14 protein-coding genes are annotated in these 17,752 nt (G+C 70.8%); 5 read left to right on the top strand and 9 right to left on the bottom strand.

Going from position 1 to position 17,752, the window contains the following annotated elements; translation table 11 throughout:
* Nucleotides 1-29: 29 nt before the first annotated feature.
* Nucleotides 30-1,082, top strand: a complete 1,053-nt coding sequence (locus KF837_19320; protein ID MBX3229478.1) for an agmatinase family protein — start codon at nt 30-32, stop codon at nt 1,080-1,082.
* A 3-nt stretch (nt 1,083-1,085) separates the two neighbouring features.
* Here the strand turns inward: KF837_19320 and KF837_19315 are convergent, their stop codons facing one another.
* The 6 genes from KF837_19315 to KF837_19290 all read right to left on the bottom strand — a co-directional run bounded on the left by KF837_19315 (nt 1,086) and on the right by KF837_19290 (nt 9,072).
* On the bottom strand, nt 1,086-1,781 hold the full coding sequence (locus tag KF837_19315; GenBank protein ID MBX3229477.1) for a tyrosine-protein phosphatase: 696 nt from the start codon (nt 1,779-1,781) through the stop codon (nt 1,086-1,088).
* Nucleotides 1,782-1,917: 136 nt separating this feature from the next.
* Entirely contained in the window at nt 1,918-3,765 is a 1,848-nt protein-coding gene (gene htpG, locus KF837_19310) for a molecular chaperone HtpG (GenBank protein MBX3229476.1), read from the bottom strand.
* 17 nt (nt 3,766-3,782) lie between these two features.
* Nucleotides 3,783-5,582, bottom strand: coding sequence for a hypothetical protein (locus tag KF837_19305; GenBank protein MBX3229475.1), 1,800 nt, complete (start codon nt 5,580-5,582; stop codon nt 3,783-3,785).
* Nucleotides 5,579-7,117, bottom strand: a complete 1,539-nt coding sequence (locus KF837_19300; protein MBX3229474.1) for a DUF58 domain-containing protein — start codon at nt 7,115-7,117, stop codon at nt 5,579-5,581. The genes KF837_19305 and KF837_19300 overlap by 4 nt, the downstream gene beginning before the upstream one ends.
* Before the next feature lie 9 nt (nt 7,118-7,126).
* Nucleotides 7,127-8,536: an AAA family ATPase gene (locus KF837_19295; GenBank protein ID MBX3229473.1), complete on the bottom strand. Its 1,410-nt coding sequence runs from the start codon at nt 8,534-8,536 to the stop codon at nt 7,127-7,129.
* Nucleotides 8,537-8,691: 155 nt separating this feature from the next.
* A complete protein-coding gene (locus KF837_19290; GenBank protein ID MBX3229472.1) occupies nt 8,692-9,072 on the bottom strand; it encodes a hypothetical protein in 381 nt (126 codons plus the stop codon).
* 110 nt (nt 9,073-9,182) lie between these two features.
* Between KF837_19290 and KF837_19285 the strand changes: the two genes are divergently transcribed.
* The gene (locus tag KF837_19285) at nt 9,183-11,216 is read left to right on the top strand and encodes a M3 family metallopeptidase (protein MBX3229471.1); all 2,034 of its coding nucleotides are present in this window, start codon (nt 9,183-9,185) and stop codon (nt 11,214-11,216) included.
* Between the two features lie 115 nt (nt 11,217-11,331).
* Here the strand turns inward: KF837_19285 and KF837_19280 are convergent, their stop codons facing one another.
* The 3 genes from KF837_19280 to KF837_19270 form a co-directional block, all read right to left on the bottom strand.
* Nucleotides 11,332-11,637: a hypothetical protein gene (locus KF837_19280; protein MBX3229470.1), complete on the bottom strand. Its 306-nt coding sequence runs from the start codon at nt 11,635-11,637 to the stop codon at nt 11,332-11,334.
* A 36-nt stretch (nt 11,638-11,673) separates the two neighbouring features.
* The gene (locus KF837_19275) at nt 11,674-12,336 is read right to left on the bottom strand and encodes a helix-turn-helix domain-containing protein (GenBank protein ID MBX3229469.1); all 663 of its coding nucleotides are present in this window, start codon (nt 12,334-12,336) and stop codon (nt 11,674-11,676) included.
* A 151-nt stretch (nt 12,337-12,487) separates the two neighbouring features.
* Nucleotides 12,488-13,018 (bottom strand): hypothetical protein, encoded by a 531-nt coding sequence (locus KF837_19270; protein MBX3229468.1) that lies wholly within the window; start codon nt 13,016-13,018, stop codon nt 12,488-12,490.
* Between the two features lie 69 nt (nt 13,019-13,087).
* On the opposite strand from KF837_19270, the gene KF837_19265 reads away from it, so the two are divergent.
* The 3 genes from KF837_19265 to KF837_19255 are packed head-to-tail and all read left to right on the top strand — an operon-like array spanning nt 13,088 to nt 17,223.
* Nucleotides 13,088-14,926, top strand: a complete 1,839-nt coding sequence (locus tag KF837_19265; GenBank protein MBX3229467.1) for a permease — start codon at nt 13,088-13,090, stop codon at nt 14,924-14,926.
* 45 nt (nt 14,927-14,971) lie between these two features.
* On the top strand, nt 14,972-15,841 hold the full coding sequence (locus KF837_19260) for a radical SAM protein (protein MBX3229466.1): 870 nt from the start codon (nt 14,972-14,974) through the stop codon (nt 15,839-15,841).
* 35 nt (nt 15,842-15,876) lie between these two features.
* Entirely contained in the window at nt 15,877-17,223 is a 1,347-nt protein-coding gene (locus tag KF837_19255; GenBank protein ID MBX3229465.1) for a TIGR02996 domain-containing protein, read from the top strand.
* Nucleotides 17,224-17,752 lie beyond the last annotated feature (529 nt).

The raw sequence follows: 17,752 nt of genomic DNA, 5'->3' as shown, positions 1-17,752 counted from the left end.
TTCTGTTCTTCGCGTGCTAATGACGCGCCATGTCTTTCGATCCAAACGCGCCGGCGAGGCCGGGCGCTGGGATTTTTGGCCTCCCGCATACGGAGGAGCAGGCGCTCGTCGTCCTCGTCCCGGTCCCGTGGGAGGCGACGACCTCGTACGGTGGAGGTGCGGCGGAGGGGCCGCGCGTCATCCTCGAGGCGAGCGCGCAGGTCGACCTCTTCGATCTCGATGTCGACCGGCCGTACGAGCACGGCATCTTCATGCGGCCGCTCCCGGCTGAGGTCGTGTCGTGGAACGAGGAGGGCAAGGCCGCGGCGGCGCGCGTCATCGAGGCCGGCGGCGACGTCGCCGGCGACGCGGAGCTGCAGTCTGCGCTCGCGCTCGTGAACGGCCTCTCGAAGAAGGTCAACGCGCACGTCGAGGCGGAGGTCGCGGACCTCCTCGCGAAGGGGAAGATCGTGGGCGTCGTGGGCGGCGACCACTCGGTGCCGTGGGGCGCGCTGCGTGCGCTGGCGAAGCGCGAGAAGGACTTCGGCGTCCTCCACTTCGACGCGCACTCCGACACGCGCGAGGCTTACGAGGGCTTCACCCACTCGCACGCGTCGATCATGTTCAACGTCCTCGAGGACGTGCCGGAGGTGAAGAAGCTCGTGCAGGTCGGCATCCGCGACGTCTGCGAGGCGGAGGTCACCTACTGCGAGGCGCAGGGCGATCGCGTGCAGGTGTTCTACGACCGCGACCTCGCGCGGCGGAAGATGGAGGGCGAGCCGTTCGGCCCGATCGCGCGCGAGATCGCGGCCGCGCTCCCGAACCACGTCTGGATCTCGTTCGACATCGACGGCCTCGATCCGCGCTACTGCCCGCACACCGGCACGCCGGTCCCAGGCGGCCTCGAGCTCGCGGAGGCGATCGCGGTCATCCGCGAGGTCGTGCGCGCGGACAAGCGCATCGTCGGCTTCGATCTCAACGAGGTCGCGCCGAACCTCGCCGACGCGGACGACGAGTGGGACGGCAACGTCGGCGCCCGCCTCCTCTACAAGCTCATCGCCTTCACCCTCGCAAGCCACGGCAAGGCGAAGCTACGGAGCTGAGGGTCAACCGAGCGCGCGGGTGCGGAGGGTGGTGAAGTCGGCGTCGGTGGCGCCGCCGCGTTTCAGTGTGGCCTCGACGTCGAGGGTCGCGAGGATGCGGCGGAGCACGGTCGGTGCGTCGGTGCCTTGCGTCGTCATGTGTGCGCGGAGCGCCTTGCCTTCGTCGGGCTCGCCGCGGGCGGACTGCATCGTGGTCACGCGCGCGTAGCTCTCGACGTAGTCCGCCGCGATCTCGTCGGCGGATACGCCGAGCACCGCGAGGACCAGCATCGCGATCTGTCCGGTGCGGTCGCGGCCGCGCGCGCAGTGGAAGAACACCCCGCCCGGCGGCGCGTTCGCGATCGCGCGGAGGACCGCGGCGCTCCGCTCGGGGAAGTGCTCGAGGTGAGGTTGGTAATAGAGCGGCGTCCCGAACTGCGGTCCGTTCTGCCAGACGTCCCAGAAGCCGCGGTCGTCCATGCCGTCGAGCGGGAGCCGGACGTACCCGACGCTCGCCGGACGCGCGAGGTCCGCGCTGCATTCGTCGTCGTTGCGGAGGTCGACGACGGTGCGGACGCCGTGCGCCTCGAGCGCCGCCCACCCCGCCGCCGAGAGCCCACCGCTCGAGTCGCCGCGGACGAGCGCGCCCCGCCGAACGCGCCCGAGGCCGCCGAGGTCGCGGACGTTGAAGGTTCCTTCCCACGCGAGATGCCGTTCCACGCCGAGAACATACGCGCGCGAGCCCGCCCGGCGAGTCGCCCGTTGAGCGATGGATCGAGCGATCGAGCAAATCGAGCCAAGGATCGTCGGCGAGGACGCCGATGGCGTCCTGCGATTGCCGTTCTGACGCTCGTGCTCAGCCGATCGCCTGCGTCAGCAGCGCGGTGACGCGGCGGGCGAAGCCGTTCGGGTCCTCTACCGGGCTGCCCTCGGCGACGAGGGACTGCTCGTAGAGGAGCGTGACCCAGTCGGCGAGCTTCGGATCGTTCGGGTCCTTCGCGGCGAGGGCCGCGAGCGCCGTCACCGCCGGATGGGTCGGGTTGAGCTCGAAGCTGCGCTGGCCCTTCGGCACCTCCTTCCCCGAGCGGGCGAGGAGCTTCTCGAGGTGCGCCGGCATCGCGGCGCCGGTGAGCGAGAGGCACGCGGGCGATTCGCGGAGGCGGCTCGAGACAAGGACCTCCTTCACCTTGCCCTCGAGGAGCTTCTTCGCCGCCGCGACGAGCGGCTCGATCTCCTTCGTGGCCTCCTCCGTCTTCTTCTTCGTCTCCTCGTCGTCGGGGAGCTTCACGTCGGCGCGCATCGCGTTGACGAGCTTCTTGCCGCCGTGCTCGCGGAGGCCCTCCGCCGCCCACGTGTCGACCGCGTCGGTGAGGAGGAGCACCTCGTAGCCGCGCGCGCGGAGCGCCTCGAGGTGGGGCGAGCCCTCGAGCGCGGCCTTCGACTCGCCCGCGACCCAGTAGATCGCGTCCTGGCCCTCCTTCATCCGGCCGACGTAGTCGTCGAGGGAGACGAGATCGGCGCCGTGGGTGGAGGGCCAGCGCGTCAGCTTCGCGACGCGCTCTTTCCATTCGGGATCGACCGCGAGGCCCTCCTTCAGGATGCGGCCGAACGACTCCCAGAACTTCGCGTAGTCCTCGGGCTTGTCCTTCGCGACCTCGTCGAGGAGATCGAGCACGCGCTTCGTCACCTGCTTCTTGATCGTGCGGAGCGACGAGGACTCCTGGAGGAGCTCGCGCGACACGTTGAGCGGGAGATCGTCCGAGTCGACGAGGCCGCGCATGAAGCGGAGCCACTGCGGGAGGATCGCCTCGCAGTCCTCCATCACGAGGATGCGCTTCACGAAGAGACGGACGCCGTGCTGCTTGCGCGGATCGTCGAGGTCGAAGGGCGGATCTTGCGGCAGCCAGAAGAGGCCGACGAACTCCTGCGTGCCCTCGACTCGGAAGTGCGTGCGCGCGACGGGCTTGTCCCAGGCGTGGGTGAGGTGCTTGTAGAGCTCCTCGTATTGCTCGTCCGTGATTTCGGACTTCGGGCGCTGCCAGAGGGCGCGGCCCTGATTGATGGTCTCGCGTTTACCGTCTTTGTCCTCCAGCTCGATCGGATAAGCGACGTAATCCGAATAGCGCTGGACGAGCTCGCGGAGGCGCCAGTCTTCGAGCATCTCCCCGTGCTCGTCTTTGAGGTGGAGATGGAGCTCCGTGCCGCGGGTCGTCTTCTCGGCGGGCTCGACCTCGAAGGTGTCCTTGCCGGTGGAGGTCCACTTCCAGGCCTTTTCGGTCCCCGCCGCGCGCGAGACGACCTCGACCCGATCGGCGACGAGGTACGCGCTGTAGAAGCCGACCCCGAACTGGCCGATGACGTTGACGTCCTTCTTCGCTCCTTCTTCGAGCTTCTTGAGGAACTCCGCCGTGCCGGAGCGCGCGACGGTGCCGAGGTTCTCGACCAGCTCCGCCTCCGTCATGCCGACGCCGGTGTCCTCGATGACGAGGACCTTATTGTCCTTGTCCGCGCGGAGGCGGATGACGAGCTGCGGCTCTCCTTCGAGGAGGCCTGGCTCCGTCAGCGCGCGGAAGCGGAGCTTGTCGAGCGCGTCCGACGCGTTCGAGACGAGCTCGCGGAGGAAGATCTCCTTGTTCGAGTAGAGCGAGTTGATGACGAGCGACAGGACCCGCCCAACCTCGGCCTGAAACGCATGTGTTCCCATCGGGAACGCGATCTAGATCAAACGAGCGGCCAGCGGAAGGAGGCGGCGACACGACCGACGAGCCCGGCGCGGCTCCGCGACACGGCGACCGCGGCGTCGGCGCTCTTGTGCATCGTGGCGAGGTCCTCGTCCTCGATCCGCACGCCGTGACGGACGCGCTCGAGGATCTCGGCGCACTCCTTCATCCCGGGGATGCCGATGCGCGTCGCGAACGCGCCCGGCTGCTCGTTCTTCCGCATCTGGATGCCCGCGTCGCGGAGGCCGACGAGCATCCGCTGCCAGTGGTTCGAGATGCGCTGCTCCACCGACTCCCTCCAGAACGGCCGCGCGAGGTGACGGAGCGTCACCGCCCGGCGCGTCACGCGGCTCGCGACCGGGAGCACGAGCCCGCCCGCCATGAACGGGAAGAGCCAGCCCCACGGGAACGGCGCGTCCGGCGGCGCCGGGACCGACGCTTGCGGCTCGGGCGCCGGCGGCGGAGTCGCGGTCTGCACCGGCGGCGGCGGAGGAGGCGGGGTGGCGGCGACGGTGGGCTTCGGCGGCGGAGGCGCCGGCGTCGTGACCGGCGTCACGGTCGGAGTCGGCGCCTTCTTCGCGACGACGGGCTTCTTCTTCGCCGACTTCACCGCCTCGTCCACGATCGGATCGCGGGGAGGAGGCGGAGGCGGCGCCTCGACGCGCGGCGGCGGGGCGTAGCTCGGCAGCGGGTAGCCGCTCGGGATGCCCGTGTACGAGTGGTCGACCCACCCGTCGTTGCCGACCGCCGCCGCATAGGCGTTCGACGCGCTGTAGTCGTACCCGCCGTACCCGTGGCCGTAGCCCGCGCGGAGCCAGTCGTCGTCACGGTACACCGCGCCGTCCATCGAGCGGATCCCGACGCCGGGGCCCTCCGCGTACCAGAGCTGCTCCTTCGTCGGAGGCGGCGCGCAGTACGAGCACGTCATCGCGAGCTCTTCGTCGCGGCGCCGCTTCCGCGCCTCTTCGCGGCTGCTGCGGAGCGGCATGTACTCGCGGATCTTCGACGACTCCGCGACGTGATCGTCGGGGCAGCACGGCAGGCCGTCGTCGCCGCGACGCGGGGCGGGGAGCGGCGCGCTCGCGGCGATGACCGCGCGGCGATGGAGCTCCTTGTCCTTCTCCCAGAGCTTCGGCGCGATCCAGGCGGTGAGGAGGAGCGCGCCGCCGCCGATGAGCGCGGTCCACGCGAGCTGCGCCACGCCGCGCGCGGGCGACGCGCGGAGCACCATCCGCGGCGCCGGCGTCGCGAGGCCGACCGTGCCGTACGTCTTCCAGAGCGCGACCCGGCGCGACTCGCGCGCGCGGAGGAACGCGATGAAGAGCGCGGCGAGCCCGAGGACGAGCGGGAGCGAGCCGCGCGGCGCGAACGAGCCCGGCGCCTCGCCTTCGAGGATGACGAGCATCCACAGCATCGCCGGGAACCAGAACGCGAGGAGGCCGCCGCGCTCGGTGAGCGAGGCGTACCCGCAGACGAACGCCGGCAAGAGCGCCATGAACGCGATCTCGGGGGGCGTTCCCGGGCCGAAGAGCGCGACGAGGGTGAAGTAGACGCCCGGCCCGAGGAACCAGCACATCGCGAGGATCGCGACGATGATCGTCCACATGCGGACGCGGAGGACGCCGAGCAGCTGTCCGAGCGCGACGCCGACGATGCTGCCGAACCAGATCGGGACGACCTTGTCGACGTCGTCGAGCCGCAGCATCGTGAGGCCGGCGAGGCCGGACACGACGGCGAGCCAGTAGAGGAGGGGCGCGGTGCCGGTCCCGACCGCCTGCGGGCGCTCCTGGCGCTTGCTCATCGCACCGCCTCCAGTCGGATCTCGTCGCCGGCCGGGACGGCGATGAAGCTGCCTGGCGGCGGCGGCGCGACGTTCGTGTGCATCGCCCGCATCGCGCGCTCGTGGTCCATCCGCGCGATCGCGATCTTCCGCACCTCCTCGGTGCGATGCGACCAGCGGTTCTCGGGGTGACCGAGCGGGAAGGGCGCGCGCCCCGCCGGCGGGAGCGTCCACATCGGAACGGTGACCTCGCCGGGGACGACGACGATCCACTTGAACTTCGGATCGTTCGGCGGGAAGCAGTGCACGCCGTGCGAGACGACGAACGTAGCCTCGTCGGTGAAGAGCTCGTGCGTCTGGATCGCGCCCTGCCACGTCACGTGCGCGCCGAGGGCCTGCGCCTGCGCGGCGGACCGGCGCGTCATCTCGAGGCGCTTCGGGATCACCTGGCCGTTCTGGTGCGCGGCGGTGACGAGCGTCACGCGGACGCCCTTCTCGACCAGCGCGCGCGCCACGCCGAGCCACACCGCGACGAGCGCGTCGAGCGTCTCGGCCGGCGCGTCGCACGAGAGCGCGAACGCGTCGGGGAAATACGTGTCGAGGACGAGGCGGACCTTCGGGCGATCGGGCGGGATCTCGTCCGGCACGCGCACGACGACCTGACCGGTCGCGAGCGAGCGCTGCCAGTGGATGCGGCGCACGTCGTCGCCCTGGCGGTACTCGCGGAGGTCCATGTTGCCCTCGGTCGGGAGGCGCTTCTTCGGCTTCGCGACGCGCGCGCCGAGGCCCTCGCCGAGGAGGGCTTGCTTCTTGTCGACGCTGCGCACCTTCGGGAGCACGGTGACGCGCGCCGGCGCGACGTGGCCGATCGCGGAGCGGCAGAGGCCGAACGTGTCCTCGAGCCAGACCTCGAGCGGCTCCGCGTCGTGCTCGCCGCGCACGGCGGGGCCGACCTCGCTCTCGAGGACGACGTCCGACTCGGAGTCGGTCGCCTCGAGGACGTGACGAGACGTCGCCCAGCGCGGACCGACGCGACCGGTGACGAAGAGGCGGTAGCCGATCGGGATGCGGACGTCGCTGAACGCGATCTCCTCGATGACGTCGTCGCCCTCCGTCACGCTCTCGGGCGTGAGCTTGCGCGTGACGACGCCGCCGCGGATCGGATCGCCGTTGCCGAGGACGGCGAGCGCGTAGAGGACGACGAGGTCGAGCACGCCGGTCCCGAGCACGCCGATGACGCCGAGGCTCGCCCAGCCGATCGAGACCGCGCCCATGACCGCGAACGACGAGAACCACGCGAGCGCGGCCCCCGACGACGTGAGGACGTCCACCCGCTCGGCGACGTCGATCCGCGCGGCGTCGGGGTCCTTCCGCTGCGCGACGACGAGCGCGATCGTGCGGAGGAGGAGCGCGCCCGCCATCGCCATCCAGATCGGGCCGAGCGCGAGCGAGACCGCGCGCGTGAGCTCGTCACGGTGCGGAGCGTTGAGCGCGACGATCCATGCCAGCATCTGCGGCACGAACAGAGAGGCGATGCGGAAGGTGCGCTTGGCCATGGTGGTACTTCAGCGAGGCGTGGAGAGCGCGCGGAGGCGATCGCGGATCTCGGGGGGCGAGATCCACAGGCGATGACGGAGGACCTCCGGCGCGACGTCGAGGAGGTCTTCCACCGTGACGAACTCGCGGCCCGCGAGCATCGCGCGGGCCTGCGCGCAGCGCATCCACGCGATCGTGGCGCGCGGGCTGACCGAGTTGCCGCTCGGCACGGTCTTGCGGAGCGCGTCGATGTAGAGGACCGCCGCGCGCTTCACGTCGGGCGACGCGTGGATCTGCGGGACCGTGCGCTGCCACTCGACGAAGGTCTCGCTCGTGACGACCGGGGCGATCGGCGCGGCGCCGTGCGACTCGGCGAGGTGCGTGTCGAGGACGCGGATCTCGTCGTCGATCGAGGGCACGCCGAGCTCGAGGAGGCTCATGAAGCGGTCGATCTGCGCGGCGGGGAGCGGGTACGTGCCGTCGTGATCGAACGGGTTCATCGTCGCGAGGACCTGGAACGGGTCCGCCATCTTGTGCGTCGTCCCGTCGATCGTGACGGTGCGCTCCTCCATCACCTCGAGGAGCGCGGACTGCGTCTTCGGCGTCGCGCGGTTGATCTCGTCGGCGAGGAGGATGTTCGTGAAGACGGGGCCGGGGCGGAAGTGGAACTTCGCCGCCTGCGGGTCGTAGGTCGTCGATCCGGTCACGTCCATCGGCATCAGGTCGGGCGTGAGCTGCACGCGGCCGTAGCCGATGCCGAGCGCGCTCGCGATCGTCTTGCACAGGAGCGTCTTGCCGACGCCGGGGATGTCGACGAAGAGCACGTGACCGCGCGCCGCCATCGCGACGAGCACGCGCGCGACGACGTCGCGCTTGCCGATGACGACGCGGTCGATCGCGTGGATGACGGCGTCCATCTCCTTCGCGATGCGCTGCACGCGAACGCGGAGCGGATCGACCGGGAGCGGGGGCGGCGCGCTGCGGGGGCGACCGTCGGGGCCGCGCCCGCGGTACGCGCTCTCCTGCACCGGCCGCTCCGCGTCGGGGGCGATGTGCCCGCCGTTCTGGTGCTGCGGGAGCTGCCCAATCACGGCCCGCGCCACCTTCTCACCCAGGTGTGCCGCGCGGGGGTGCTCGCTGGCGTGCTGGTTCGAGTGCTGGCGGCCCCAGAGGTGCACATAGGCGAGTGCGACACGGCGACGGACCTGATCGTTCCCGGCGATCTCGAGACAGAGATCGGCGAGCGCGTCGCGCAGGTGCGGAGGGATGAGGCCGGCGAGCTCCTCGGGGGTGGAGACGACCGAGTCGCGCTCGCTCAGCGGCGCGAGCTGGAGGCGGACGAGCGCGTCGTTGGCTTGTTTGACGAGCTGCGGCGTGACAGGTGCGGCGAGGAGGACGCTGGCGACCACGCGTCCGGCCTCCCGCGGATCGAACTGCATTTCACCAGGAGCCGGATGTGGGTTGATGAAGGGTACCGCGAAGGTCATCTTGCCGCGTTCGTTGCCTCCTCCGAATAGGGAGACGCCGACGCGGCGTCCCCCATTCCTCGGTCGGCTATAGACGAACGTGGGCGCGGTTTATTGGTTTGGCAACGTTACTTATATGTCGCGTGCGCAACGAACATGAGGGTGCGCGTGCAAGGCGCGCTGCCGGTCTGGCCGGAGCACGGGTCGTCGCCCTCGTAAGTCGTCATTTTTTGCTCGATCCCACGGAGCACCGCGCGCGTGATGTCGTGCTCGCCTTCGCGGCAGGAGCTCTCGCCGCACGGGATCAAGAAGAGAGCGGGCGCGTGCTCGACGACCACGCGCTTGATGTGTGCAGCGTCCGGAATGCCAACCCCCCCGCGCGTTTCGTTGATCTCGAGCTTCAGCGAAGCAAGATCCGGTGCGACGGCAGCGAGGCGCGGTGCCTCGTCTTCGCGTCGGCGACGCTCGGTCATGCGTTCGGCAGCGGCTCGACCACGGCGGAAATTCAAGACTCAATCCTCTTTCTGCGCCGGATTCACGACCTGTGCCGTGACCGATGGCATGGTCCAGCGTACCCGCCTCTGCCAAACGCACAAGCACAGGCTATGTTGGTAGCTCAATGGCGCACACGTCGAATCCGCTGGCGAGCATTCACGTTCCCGTTCCCTGGCACGAGGTTCGCGCGGAGCACGTCGAGTCGGCGGTCGACGAGCTGCTCGCGCGCGCGCAGGCGCGGCTCGACGCGATCCATGACGCGCCGCGCACCTACGACGCGACGCTCGGCGCGCTCGACCTCGCCACGAGCGACCTCGACTACGCGATGAACGTCGCGAGCCACCTCGAGGCCGTCGACGGCACGCCCGAGATGCGCGCGGCCTACAACAAGATCCTCCCCAAGGTCAGCGCGTTCGGGAGCAAGATCATGCTCTCCGAGCCGCTCTACCGCGCGATGCGCGACCTCGCCGCGACCGACGAGCCGTCGAAGTACGATCCCGGCCGCGCGCGCTTCCTCAAAAAGACGCTCGCCGACTTCCGCCGCAACGGCGCCGAGCTCGACGAGGCGGGGAAGGCGCGCCTCGCGGAGATTGACGTCGCGCTCTCGGAGCAGACGCTCAAGTTCGCGCAGAACGTCGTCGACGCGACGGCGGCGTTCGAGGTGATCGTCACGGACGAGAAGAAGCTCTCCGGGTTGCCCGAGGGCGCGGTCGAGGCCGCGGCCGCGTCGGCGAAGGACAAGGGGAAGAGCGGGTGGCGCTTCACGCTCCAGGCGCCGTCGTACGGGCCGGTCCTCTCGTTCGCCGACGACCGCGCGCTGCGCGAGGCGCTCTACCGCGCGAACGTGACGCGGGCCTCGTCGGGGCAGTGGGACAACCGCCCCGTCATCCGCCAGGTGCTCGCGCTCCGGCACGAGAAGGCGCGCCTCCTCGGGTTCGCCCATTTCGCCGATCTCGCGATCGACGACCGAATGGCGAAAACGGGGAAAGACGCGCTCGCGTTCGTGACGATGCTGAAGGACAAGCTCGCGCCGGCCTTCGCGCGCGAGAACGAGGAGCTCGCCAAGTTCGCGCGCGAAGGAGGGCAGAAGGAGCCGCTCGCGCCGTGGGACGTCGCCTACTGGGCGGAGAAGCAGCGCCGCGCGCTCTACGCGTTCGACGAAGAGACGCTGCGGCCGTACCACCCGCTCGATCGCCTCCTCGCCGGCCTCTTCGAGATCGCGGAGCAGATCTACGGCGTGAAGATCGCTCGCGATACGGCGGCCCCGGTCTGGCACGAGGACGCGACCGCGTGGGCGGTGCTCGATCACGACGGCCGCCGCCTCGGCGCGTTCTACCTCGATCTCTTCCCGCGCGAGACGAAGCGCGACGGCGCGTGGATGGGCGGCGTCATCGATCGCCTTCCCGGCACGAAGGACGAGCGCGAGAACGTCGCCGTCATCGTGTGCAACGTGACGCCGCCGCGGAAGCCGGGGCAGCAGGCGCTCCTCAACCACCGCGAGGTCGAGACGCTGTTCCACGAGTTCGGCCACATGATGCATCACCTCCTCTCCGAGGTCGCGATCCGCTCGATGGCCGGCACGCGCGTCGTCTCCGACTTCGTCGAGCTCCCGTCGATGATCATGGAGAACTGGACGTGGGAGCGTGACGCGCTCGATCGCTTCGCGCGCCACCACGAGACCGGCGCGCCGATCCCCGACGACGTGAAGGACCGCATGCTGCGCGCGCGCACGTACCGCGCCGCGAACGCGCTCGTGCGCCAGCTCGGGTTCTCGACCGTCGACCTGCTCCTCCACACCGAGTACGACGCGGCGAAGCACGGCGACGTGATGACCTACGCGCGCGACGTGTTCGCGAAGTTCTCGCCGGTGCCGCTCCCCGCGGAGTACGCGATGCTCGCGAGCTTCTCGCACCTCTTCGGCGCCGCGTACGGCTACGCCGCGGGCTACTACTCGTACCAGTGGTCCGAGGTCCTCGAGGCCGACGCGTTCGGCCGCTTCCGCGAGGCCGGCATCCTGAGCCGCGAGGTCGGCGACGCGTTCCGCAAGTCGATCCTCGCGCGCGGCGACACCGAGGACCCGGCCGCGCTCTACCGCTCCTTCCTCGGCCGCGATCCCGACGTGAACGCGCTCCTCCGCCGCCTCGGCGTCGCGAGCTGAGCGCGCTCACGCCGGCCGGATCGTCCGCGCGTCGAAGACGAGCGCGACCATCGCGCGGCACTGCGGGCAGCTCGTCGTCGCGATGACACGGAGCGCTTCGTAGGTCGTCACGCGATCACAGGTCGTTCTGGAGCAGCTTCATCCGGTGGATCGACTGCGTGATCGCCTCGCGCAGCATCGTGTCGTCGCGCCGGTCGGCGAAGTCGGCCCACGCCGCTTCGATGATCTCCTGCGACTCGCGGTACCCGTCGAGGAGCGCCATGAGCTCGTCGTCGGCGAGGGCGCGCTTCGTCGTGACGAGGAACCACGTGTTGAAGTCCTTGTCGGCCTTCAGCCACTCGTCGATGTGCACGAGGACGTCCTTCTCGAGCTTGTAGTCGGAGAGCTCGCTTCGGATCCTCTCGGCGAAAGACGTCATCACGCGGCCCTCCTCCCTCGGCAGTCCTACGCGCTCGGCTCAGTCCGTCTGCTCGGCGTACGTCATGACGAGATACATGAGGCAGTCGCGTCCGCCAACGCTGATGTACGAGTGAGGGCAGTCGGCCTCGAAGACGATCGCGTCGCCGGCGTCGAGGCGGTGCGTCTCCGCGTGGCCGGGGCGCTCGACGAGCAGCTCGAGCTGGCCCTCCACGACGACGAGGTTCTCCACCGTGCCGGGCGCGTGCGCGTCGGCCGCTTCGGTCGCTCCGGCAGAGAGCCGCAGCTCGTAGAACTCGGCGCGCCGCGGCCCGTCGAACGGGAAGAGCGCGCGCGAGCTGAAGTGGCCGCCGTGGCTGGTGAGCACCTTGGCGGCGGCCTTCTTGAGGACGGTGGTGCCGCCGGCCTCCCGCGCCTGGATGAGCGTCGCGAAGGTGACGTCGAGCGCCCGCGCGATCTTCCAGAGGACGTTGATCGTGGGCGCGCTCTGGCCGAGCTCGATCTGTCCCAGCATCGCGCGGCTCACGCCGGAGCGCTGCGCGAGCTTCTCGAGCGAGAGGCCGCGGCGGATGCGGAGGCGCCGCAGGTTGCCGCCGACGACCGGCGCGAGGTCGGCGACGTCGCCGCCTTCGGCCGTCGGGTACGCCCACTCCTCCTTAACGAGCGGCTCCTTCAGCGGCGATCCGCCCGTCGACGCGGGGATGCGGCGCTCGGACGTGACCTCGTCCGGGCGCTCTTCCTTCTTCTTGCGGGTGCTGCTCTCGCGGACCGACTTCACGAGGTCCGAAGAGCATCCGCTTTAGCGGACCCTCTGTCAAGGTAGACAACGCTCTGTTTTCGCGGAGGACGGAGCGCTACTTCATGCACTTCTGCCAGGCGGCGGTCGAGCCGGCGGCCATCGCGCAGTTGTATTGTGCACGGGTCGCGGTGCAGGGGGCTTCGCCGTGTTTCTGGCGCCCCTGCTCCTTCACTTGCTCGAGGACCTCCGGCGGCAGGTCTTTGAGCTGCGGGTTCTGCGCCATCTCGAGCTGCAGGTACTTGTCGAACGCCTTGTCGCACTCGGCCTTCGAGACCGCGCCTTTGCTCGCGGGCTCCGGCTTGCCAGGCTTGCCGGCGGGCTTGCTCGGCGCGCTGCTCGTGGTCGTGGTCGTCGCCGAGCCCGCCGCGAGCGCGTCGGGATCGATCGGGGCCTCGCCGACCTTCGTCGTGAGCGGCTGGCTCGGGTCGTTCGGCGGCGGCTCTTCCTTCGCGGCGGTGCCGTGGAGCTGCGCTTCGTCGAGCGAGTTCGCCGGCACCTCACCGCTGTTCTTCGACGGCGACTTGGGCGGCGGTGGCTCGCTGCACGCGGCAATGACGAGGAGGGCGGGGACGAGCGTCGTGCGCACGCTACGAGGTTAGCCGAAACACGGACGTCGCGGCATCACAGGCAGCTGCGCTACGCTGCGCGGCCTCGCGTGTCGCTCCTGCTGCTCAGCATCGTCGCGCTCGGGCTCGGTCCGCTCATCGTCACCTTCGCGGGCGCGCGGTCGTGGGTCCTCGCGCTCGTCGACGGCTTCGTCATCGTCACGATCGGCGGCATCGCCCTCATCCACATCCTGCCGGAGGCGCTCCTCACGTGCGGGCCCTGGGCGTTCGCCGCGGCGGCGGCGGGGCTCTTCGGCCCGATGCTGCTCGAGCGGAAGAACCACCCGCATCACGATCACGTCCACGGCGGCGACACCGCGAAGCATCGTCCCGCGCTCGTCCTCGCGCTCCTCGGCATCGCGATGCACGCGTTCCTCGACGGCTCCGCGTTCGCCGAGCACGTCGACGAGCACGGGAGCGCGCACGCGCACGGCAGCGAGCTGCTCGGTCTCGCGGTCGTCCTCCATCGCATGCCGGAGGGGCTCGCGATCTGGTGGCTCGTCCGCCCGCGCCTCCGCTCCGCCGGGGCGGCGGTGGGCGCGCTCGCGCTCGTGGCGGGGGCGACGGTGATGGGCTCGCGCTTCGGCGACGAGCTCGTGCACGGCACCGGCGTCGTCGTCTTCTCGTTCGTGCAGGCGGTCGTCGCGGGCTCGCTCCTCCACGTCGTGATCCATCACGCGCCGCCCTCGGTCGCGTGGAGCCATCACCATCACCACGCGCGCGGCGCGTCGATCGCCGACGCGGACCCGCACCTCCATCGCGACGTGCAGGTCGCGCCCGCGGTCGGCGCGGTGCTCGGGCTCACGCTCCTCGTCGTCGTGACGGAGAGCCACCCGACCGCGCAGCGCATCGCGCACGAGATCGGGATGGGCGCGACGTTCCTCACCCTCGCGCTCGAGAGCGCGCCGGCGCTCCTCGTCTCGTACGTGGCGTCGGGGCTCCTCCACGCGTTCCTCCCGCGCAGCTTCGTCGGCTGGCTCGCGAAGGGCGGCCCCTTCACGCAGTCGCTGCGCGGCGTGGTGGTCGGGCCGCTCCTGCCGGTCTGCTCGTGCGGCGTCCTCCCGCTCTATCGCGCGATGCGCGAGCGCGGCGCACCCCGCGCCGCCGCGCTCACGCTGCTCGTCGCGGCCCCGGAGATCGGCCTCGCGACGATGCTCTTGTCGTGGTCGCTCCTCGGCGGTCAGCTCGCGCTCGTGCGCGGCGCCGCGGCGGTCGTGACCGCGATCGCGGTCGGCTACGGCGTCACGCGCGTCGTCCGCGACGACGCGGAGGCGGACGCGCCGCCGCCGATCGCGACGTTGCCGCCGACCGGCGCGCTCCGGGCGCGGATCTGGGCGGGCCTCCGCTACGGCCTCGGCGACACGGTCGACCACACGTCGCCGTGGATCATGATCGGCCTCGCGCTCGGGGCGTTCGCGGAGCCGCTCCTCGACGCGGACACGGTGGGCCGCGTCTCGTCCCACCTCGAGGTCGTCGTCTTCGCGGCGCTGGGTCTGCCGATGTACCTCTGCGCGTCGGGCGCGACGCCGCTCGTGGCGGTGCTGCTCCACAAGGGCGTCTCGCCGGGCGCGGCGATCGCGTTCTTGCTGACGGGCCCGGCGCTGAACCTCACGACGTTCGGCGTCCTCGACGCGCTCCACGGCCGGAAGCTCGCGGCGTGGTTCGGCGTCGCGATGCTGGTGGTGCCGACCCTCATCGGCTGGGCGGTGAACGTCGCGCTCCCGCGGACGCAGGTCGAGCACCTCCATGACGCCGCGCGCGCGCCGGCGAGCGCGGTGGAGATCGTGTGCCTCGCCGCGCTCGCGCTCCTCGTCGCCGTCTCGCTCGTCCGCCACGGCCCACGCCACATGGTCGCGCAGCTCGTCACGGGCCAGGCGCACTCGCATTGAGCCTGCTTGCTTGCGGCGGCGGCGGGGCGTCGCTAACGCAGGGGCGTGCGCTACGAAGGTCGCCTCTACCGTCCGCCGTCCGAGGCGGACGCGCTCATCGTGCAGGCGACGATCGGCTGCTCGTGGAACCACTGCACGTATTGCGACATGTACCGCGACAAGACGTTCCGCGTCCGTGCGCTCGAGGAGACGCTCGAGGACATCGGGCGCGCCGGGGCGGCGGCGGGGGACCAGGTCGAGAAGCTGTTCGTCGCCGACGGCGACGCGCTCGTCCTCGACGTCGATCACTGGCTCGCGATCCTGGAGCGGGCGCGCGCGGCGTTCCCGCGCCTGCGCCGCGTGTCGTGCTACGCGATGGCGCGGAACGTCCTCGCGAAGAGCGACGACGACCTGCGCACGCTGCGCGCGGCGGGGCTCTCGCTCCTCTACATCGGCCCGGAGTCGGGCGACGATCCGACGCTGAAGCGGATCGCGAAGGGGGACGACGCGGCGGCGCACGTCGAGGCGGCGCGGCGCGCGCACGCGGCCGGCATGGAGCTGAGCGTCATCGCGCTCCTTGGCGTCGCGATGGAGCGGAGCGAGGAGCACGCGCGCGCGACGGCGGACCTCGTGACGAAGATGGATCCGGCGTACTTCTCGGCCCTCACCGTCACGGTCGTGCCCGACACGCCGCTCGACAAGCTCGCGAAGAAGGGCCGCTTCGCGGTGCCTCCCGTCCCGGCGCTCCTCGCCGAGCTCCGCACGATGGTGAACGAGGCGCGCCCGCGCGACGCGCTCTTCCGCACGAACCACGCCTCGAACTACCTCCCGCTCGGCGGACGCCTGCCCCGCGACCGCGCCCGCATCGTCGAGGTGATCGACGCGGCGCTCGCCGGCGACGTCCCGCTCCGCCGCGAGTCGATGCGCGGTCTCTGACGACCTCGGCGCGCGGACGGCAGTATCTTGGCTGCATGGCCAAAGCGAAGAAGGTCGTCGAGCCGGCGAAGCATCGTGTCGTCACGAGCAAGGTGATCGCGAGCGGGCTCTCGCGAGCCGGCGCCGACGGCGTCGTCGCGGGCGGCGGGTTCATCGACCAGGTGAAGGTGCTCGATGCTCGAACCGGCGCGGTACGAGCGACCTACGGGTCGCCGGCCCGCGTCGTCTGCTGGTACGCCGAGAGCTCGCACGCCGGCGCGATCGCGGCGGGTTTCGGTGATCGCACCGTCCGCATCTGGGAGCCGGGCGCGAAGGAGGAGCGCGTCCTCGGACCGCTCGACGGCATCGTCGCGTCGCTCGCGTGGTCGGGCGACGGCGCGTACCTCTTCACCGGCAACTGCGGCGACAACACGGTGCGGCTCTGGGACGTGGCGCGCGGCGCGGTCGTCGCGCAGGGGAAGACGAAGACGAGCGCGACGTGGTTCGTCGCGATGACCGGCGACGCCAAGCGCGCCGTGTCGGGCGGCGGCGGCAAGTCCATCCACCTCTGGGCGCCGATGGAGGGACGCGAGATCGCGACGCTCACCGGCCACACCGGCAAGATCCAAGGTCTCGCGTTCTTCCCCGACGGCAAGCGCGTCATCTCGGCTTCGCAGGACAAGAGCGCGCGGATCTGGGACCTCGACGCGCAGAAGGAGTTGCTCGTCCTCGGCGGTCACACGAAGGAGGTGAAGGGCGTCGCGGTCGCGCCCGACGGGACGCAGGTCGCCTCGTGCTCGACGGACGGAACGCTCCGCCTCTGGGACGCCGAGACCGGTGCGTCGATCGCCGTCCTCTCGGCCGGCGCGGGCCACGCGGAGTCGATCGTGTATTCGGCGGACGGTACGGAGCTCTTCGCGGGCTGCGTGGACGCGGTCGTGCGCGCGTTCGCGGTTCCACGTCAGGCCAAGGCGACGCGGGAGAGCCTCGCGGAGCTCCTCGAGCTCGTGTGGGCCGATCCCGCGGACGACGCGCCGCGCGCGGTCGTCGCCGACCTCCTCATCGCCGAGGGCGATCCGCGCGGCGAGTTCATCACCCTGCAGCTCGATCGCGCCCGCGGCACCACGTCCGTCGCGCGGCGGAAGCGCGAACGCGAGCTCCTGGCGCTTCATCAGCGCGAATGGATCGGCCCCATCGCGCCGCTCGTCGAGTCGACCCACGTGACGTTCGAGCGCGGCTTCATCTCGGGATGCATGCTGAAGGCGGCAAAGGAGAAGGGAACGCCGAAGCGCCATCCCGCATGGTCGACGATCAAGACATTCATCGAACAAGACGGCTGCCCACCCTCTCTCGTCGCACACCTCCTCGCGCTCGGCGCCAAATCGGAACGAGCGGGCGCATAGGCGCGACGGCTGCCGCTCGTCGCTCGTCGAGCCCCGTCTCGCGCTCGTCGCCAATCGGACGGAGCGGCGCGTAGGCGCGACGGTTGGCCGTTGCTCGTCGCCCCGTCTCGCGCTCGTGGCCAAATCGGACGGAGCGGGCGCGTGGGCGTGACGGTTGGCTGTTGCTCGTCGCGCATCTCCTCGCGCTCGGAGCCAAGCGAATGGAGGCCGAGCGCTACGTGTGCGTGGCGCGTGGGAGGGCTTGACCGCCGGCGCGGTGCTTGTAGGGTGCACCGAGAATTCCGTAATGAAGTTCAATACTTCATCATGAGAATGGTTCAGCAAGCGATCAAGTGTCCCGCCGGCTCGTTTCTCTTCTCGCATCGGTCGCCGTCGTCGCAACGACAGGCGCGGCCCGCGCAGACGACCCCGCCCCGCCGCCGCCATCACGAGAGGCGGACGAACGCACACGCGGGCAGGGGAGCGCGCCGCCGTCGCGCGAGGCGGGCGAGCGCACGCGTGGAGAGGGGGGCGCGGCGGGGACGAGCAC

Source organism: Labilithrix sp. (genome assembly GCA_019637155.1).
Lineage (GTDB): Bacteria > Myxococcota_A > Polyangia > Polyangiales > Polyangiaceae > Labilithrix.
This window is presented reverse-complemented; position numbering and strand designations above follow the sequence as displayed.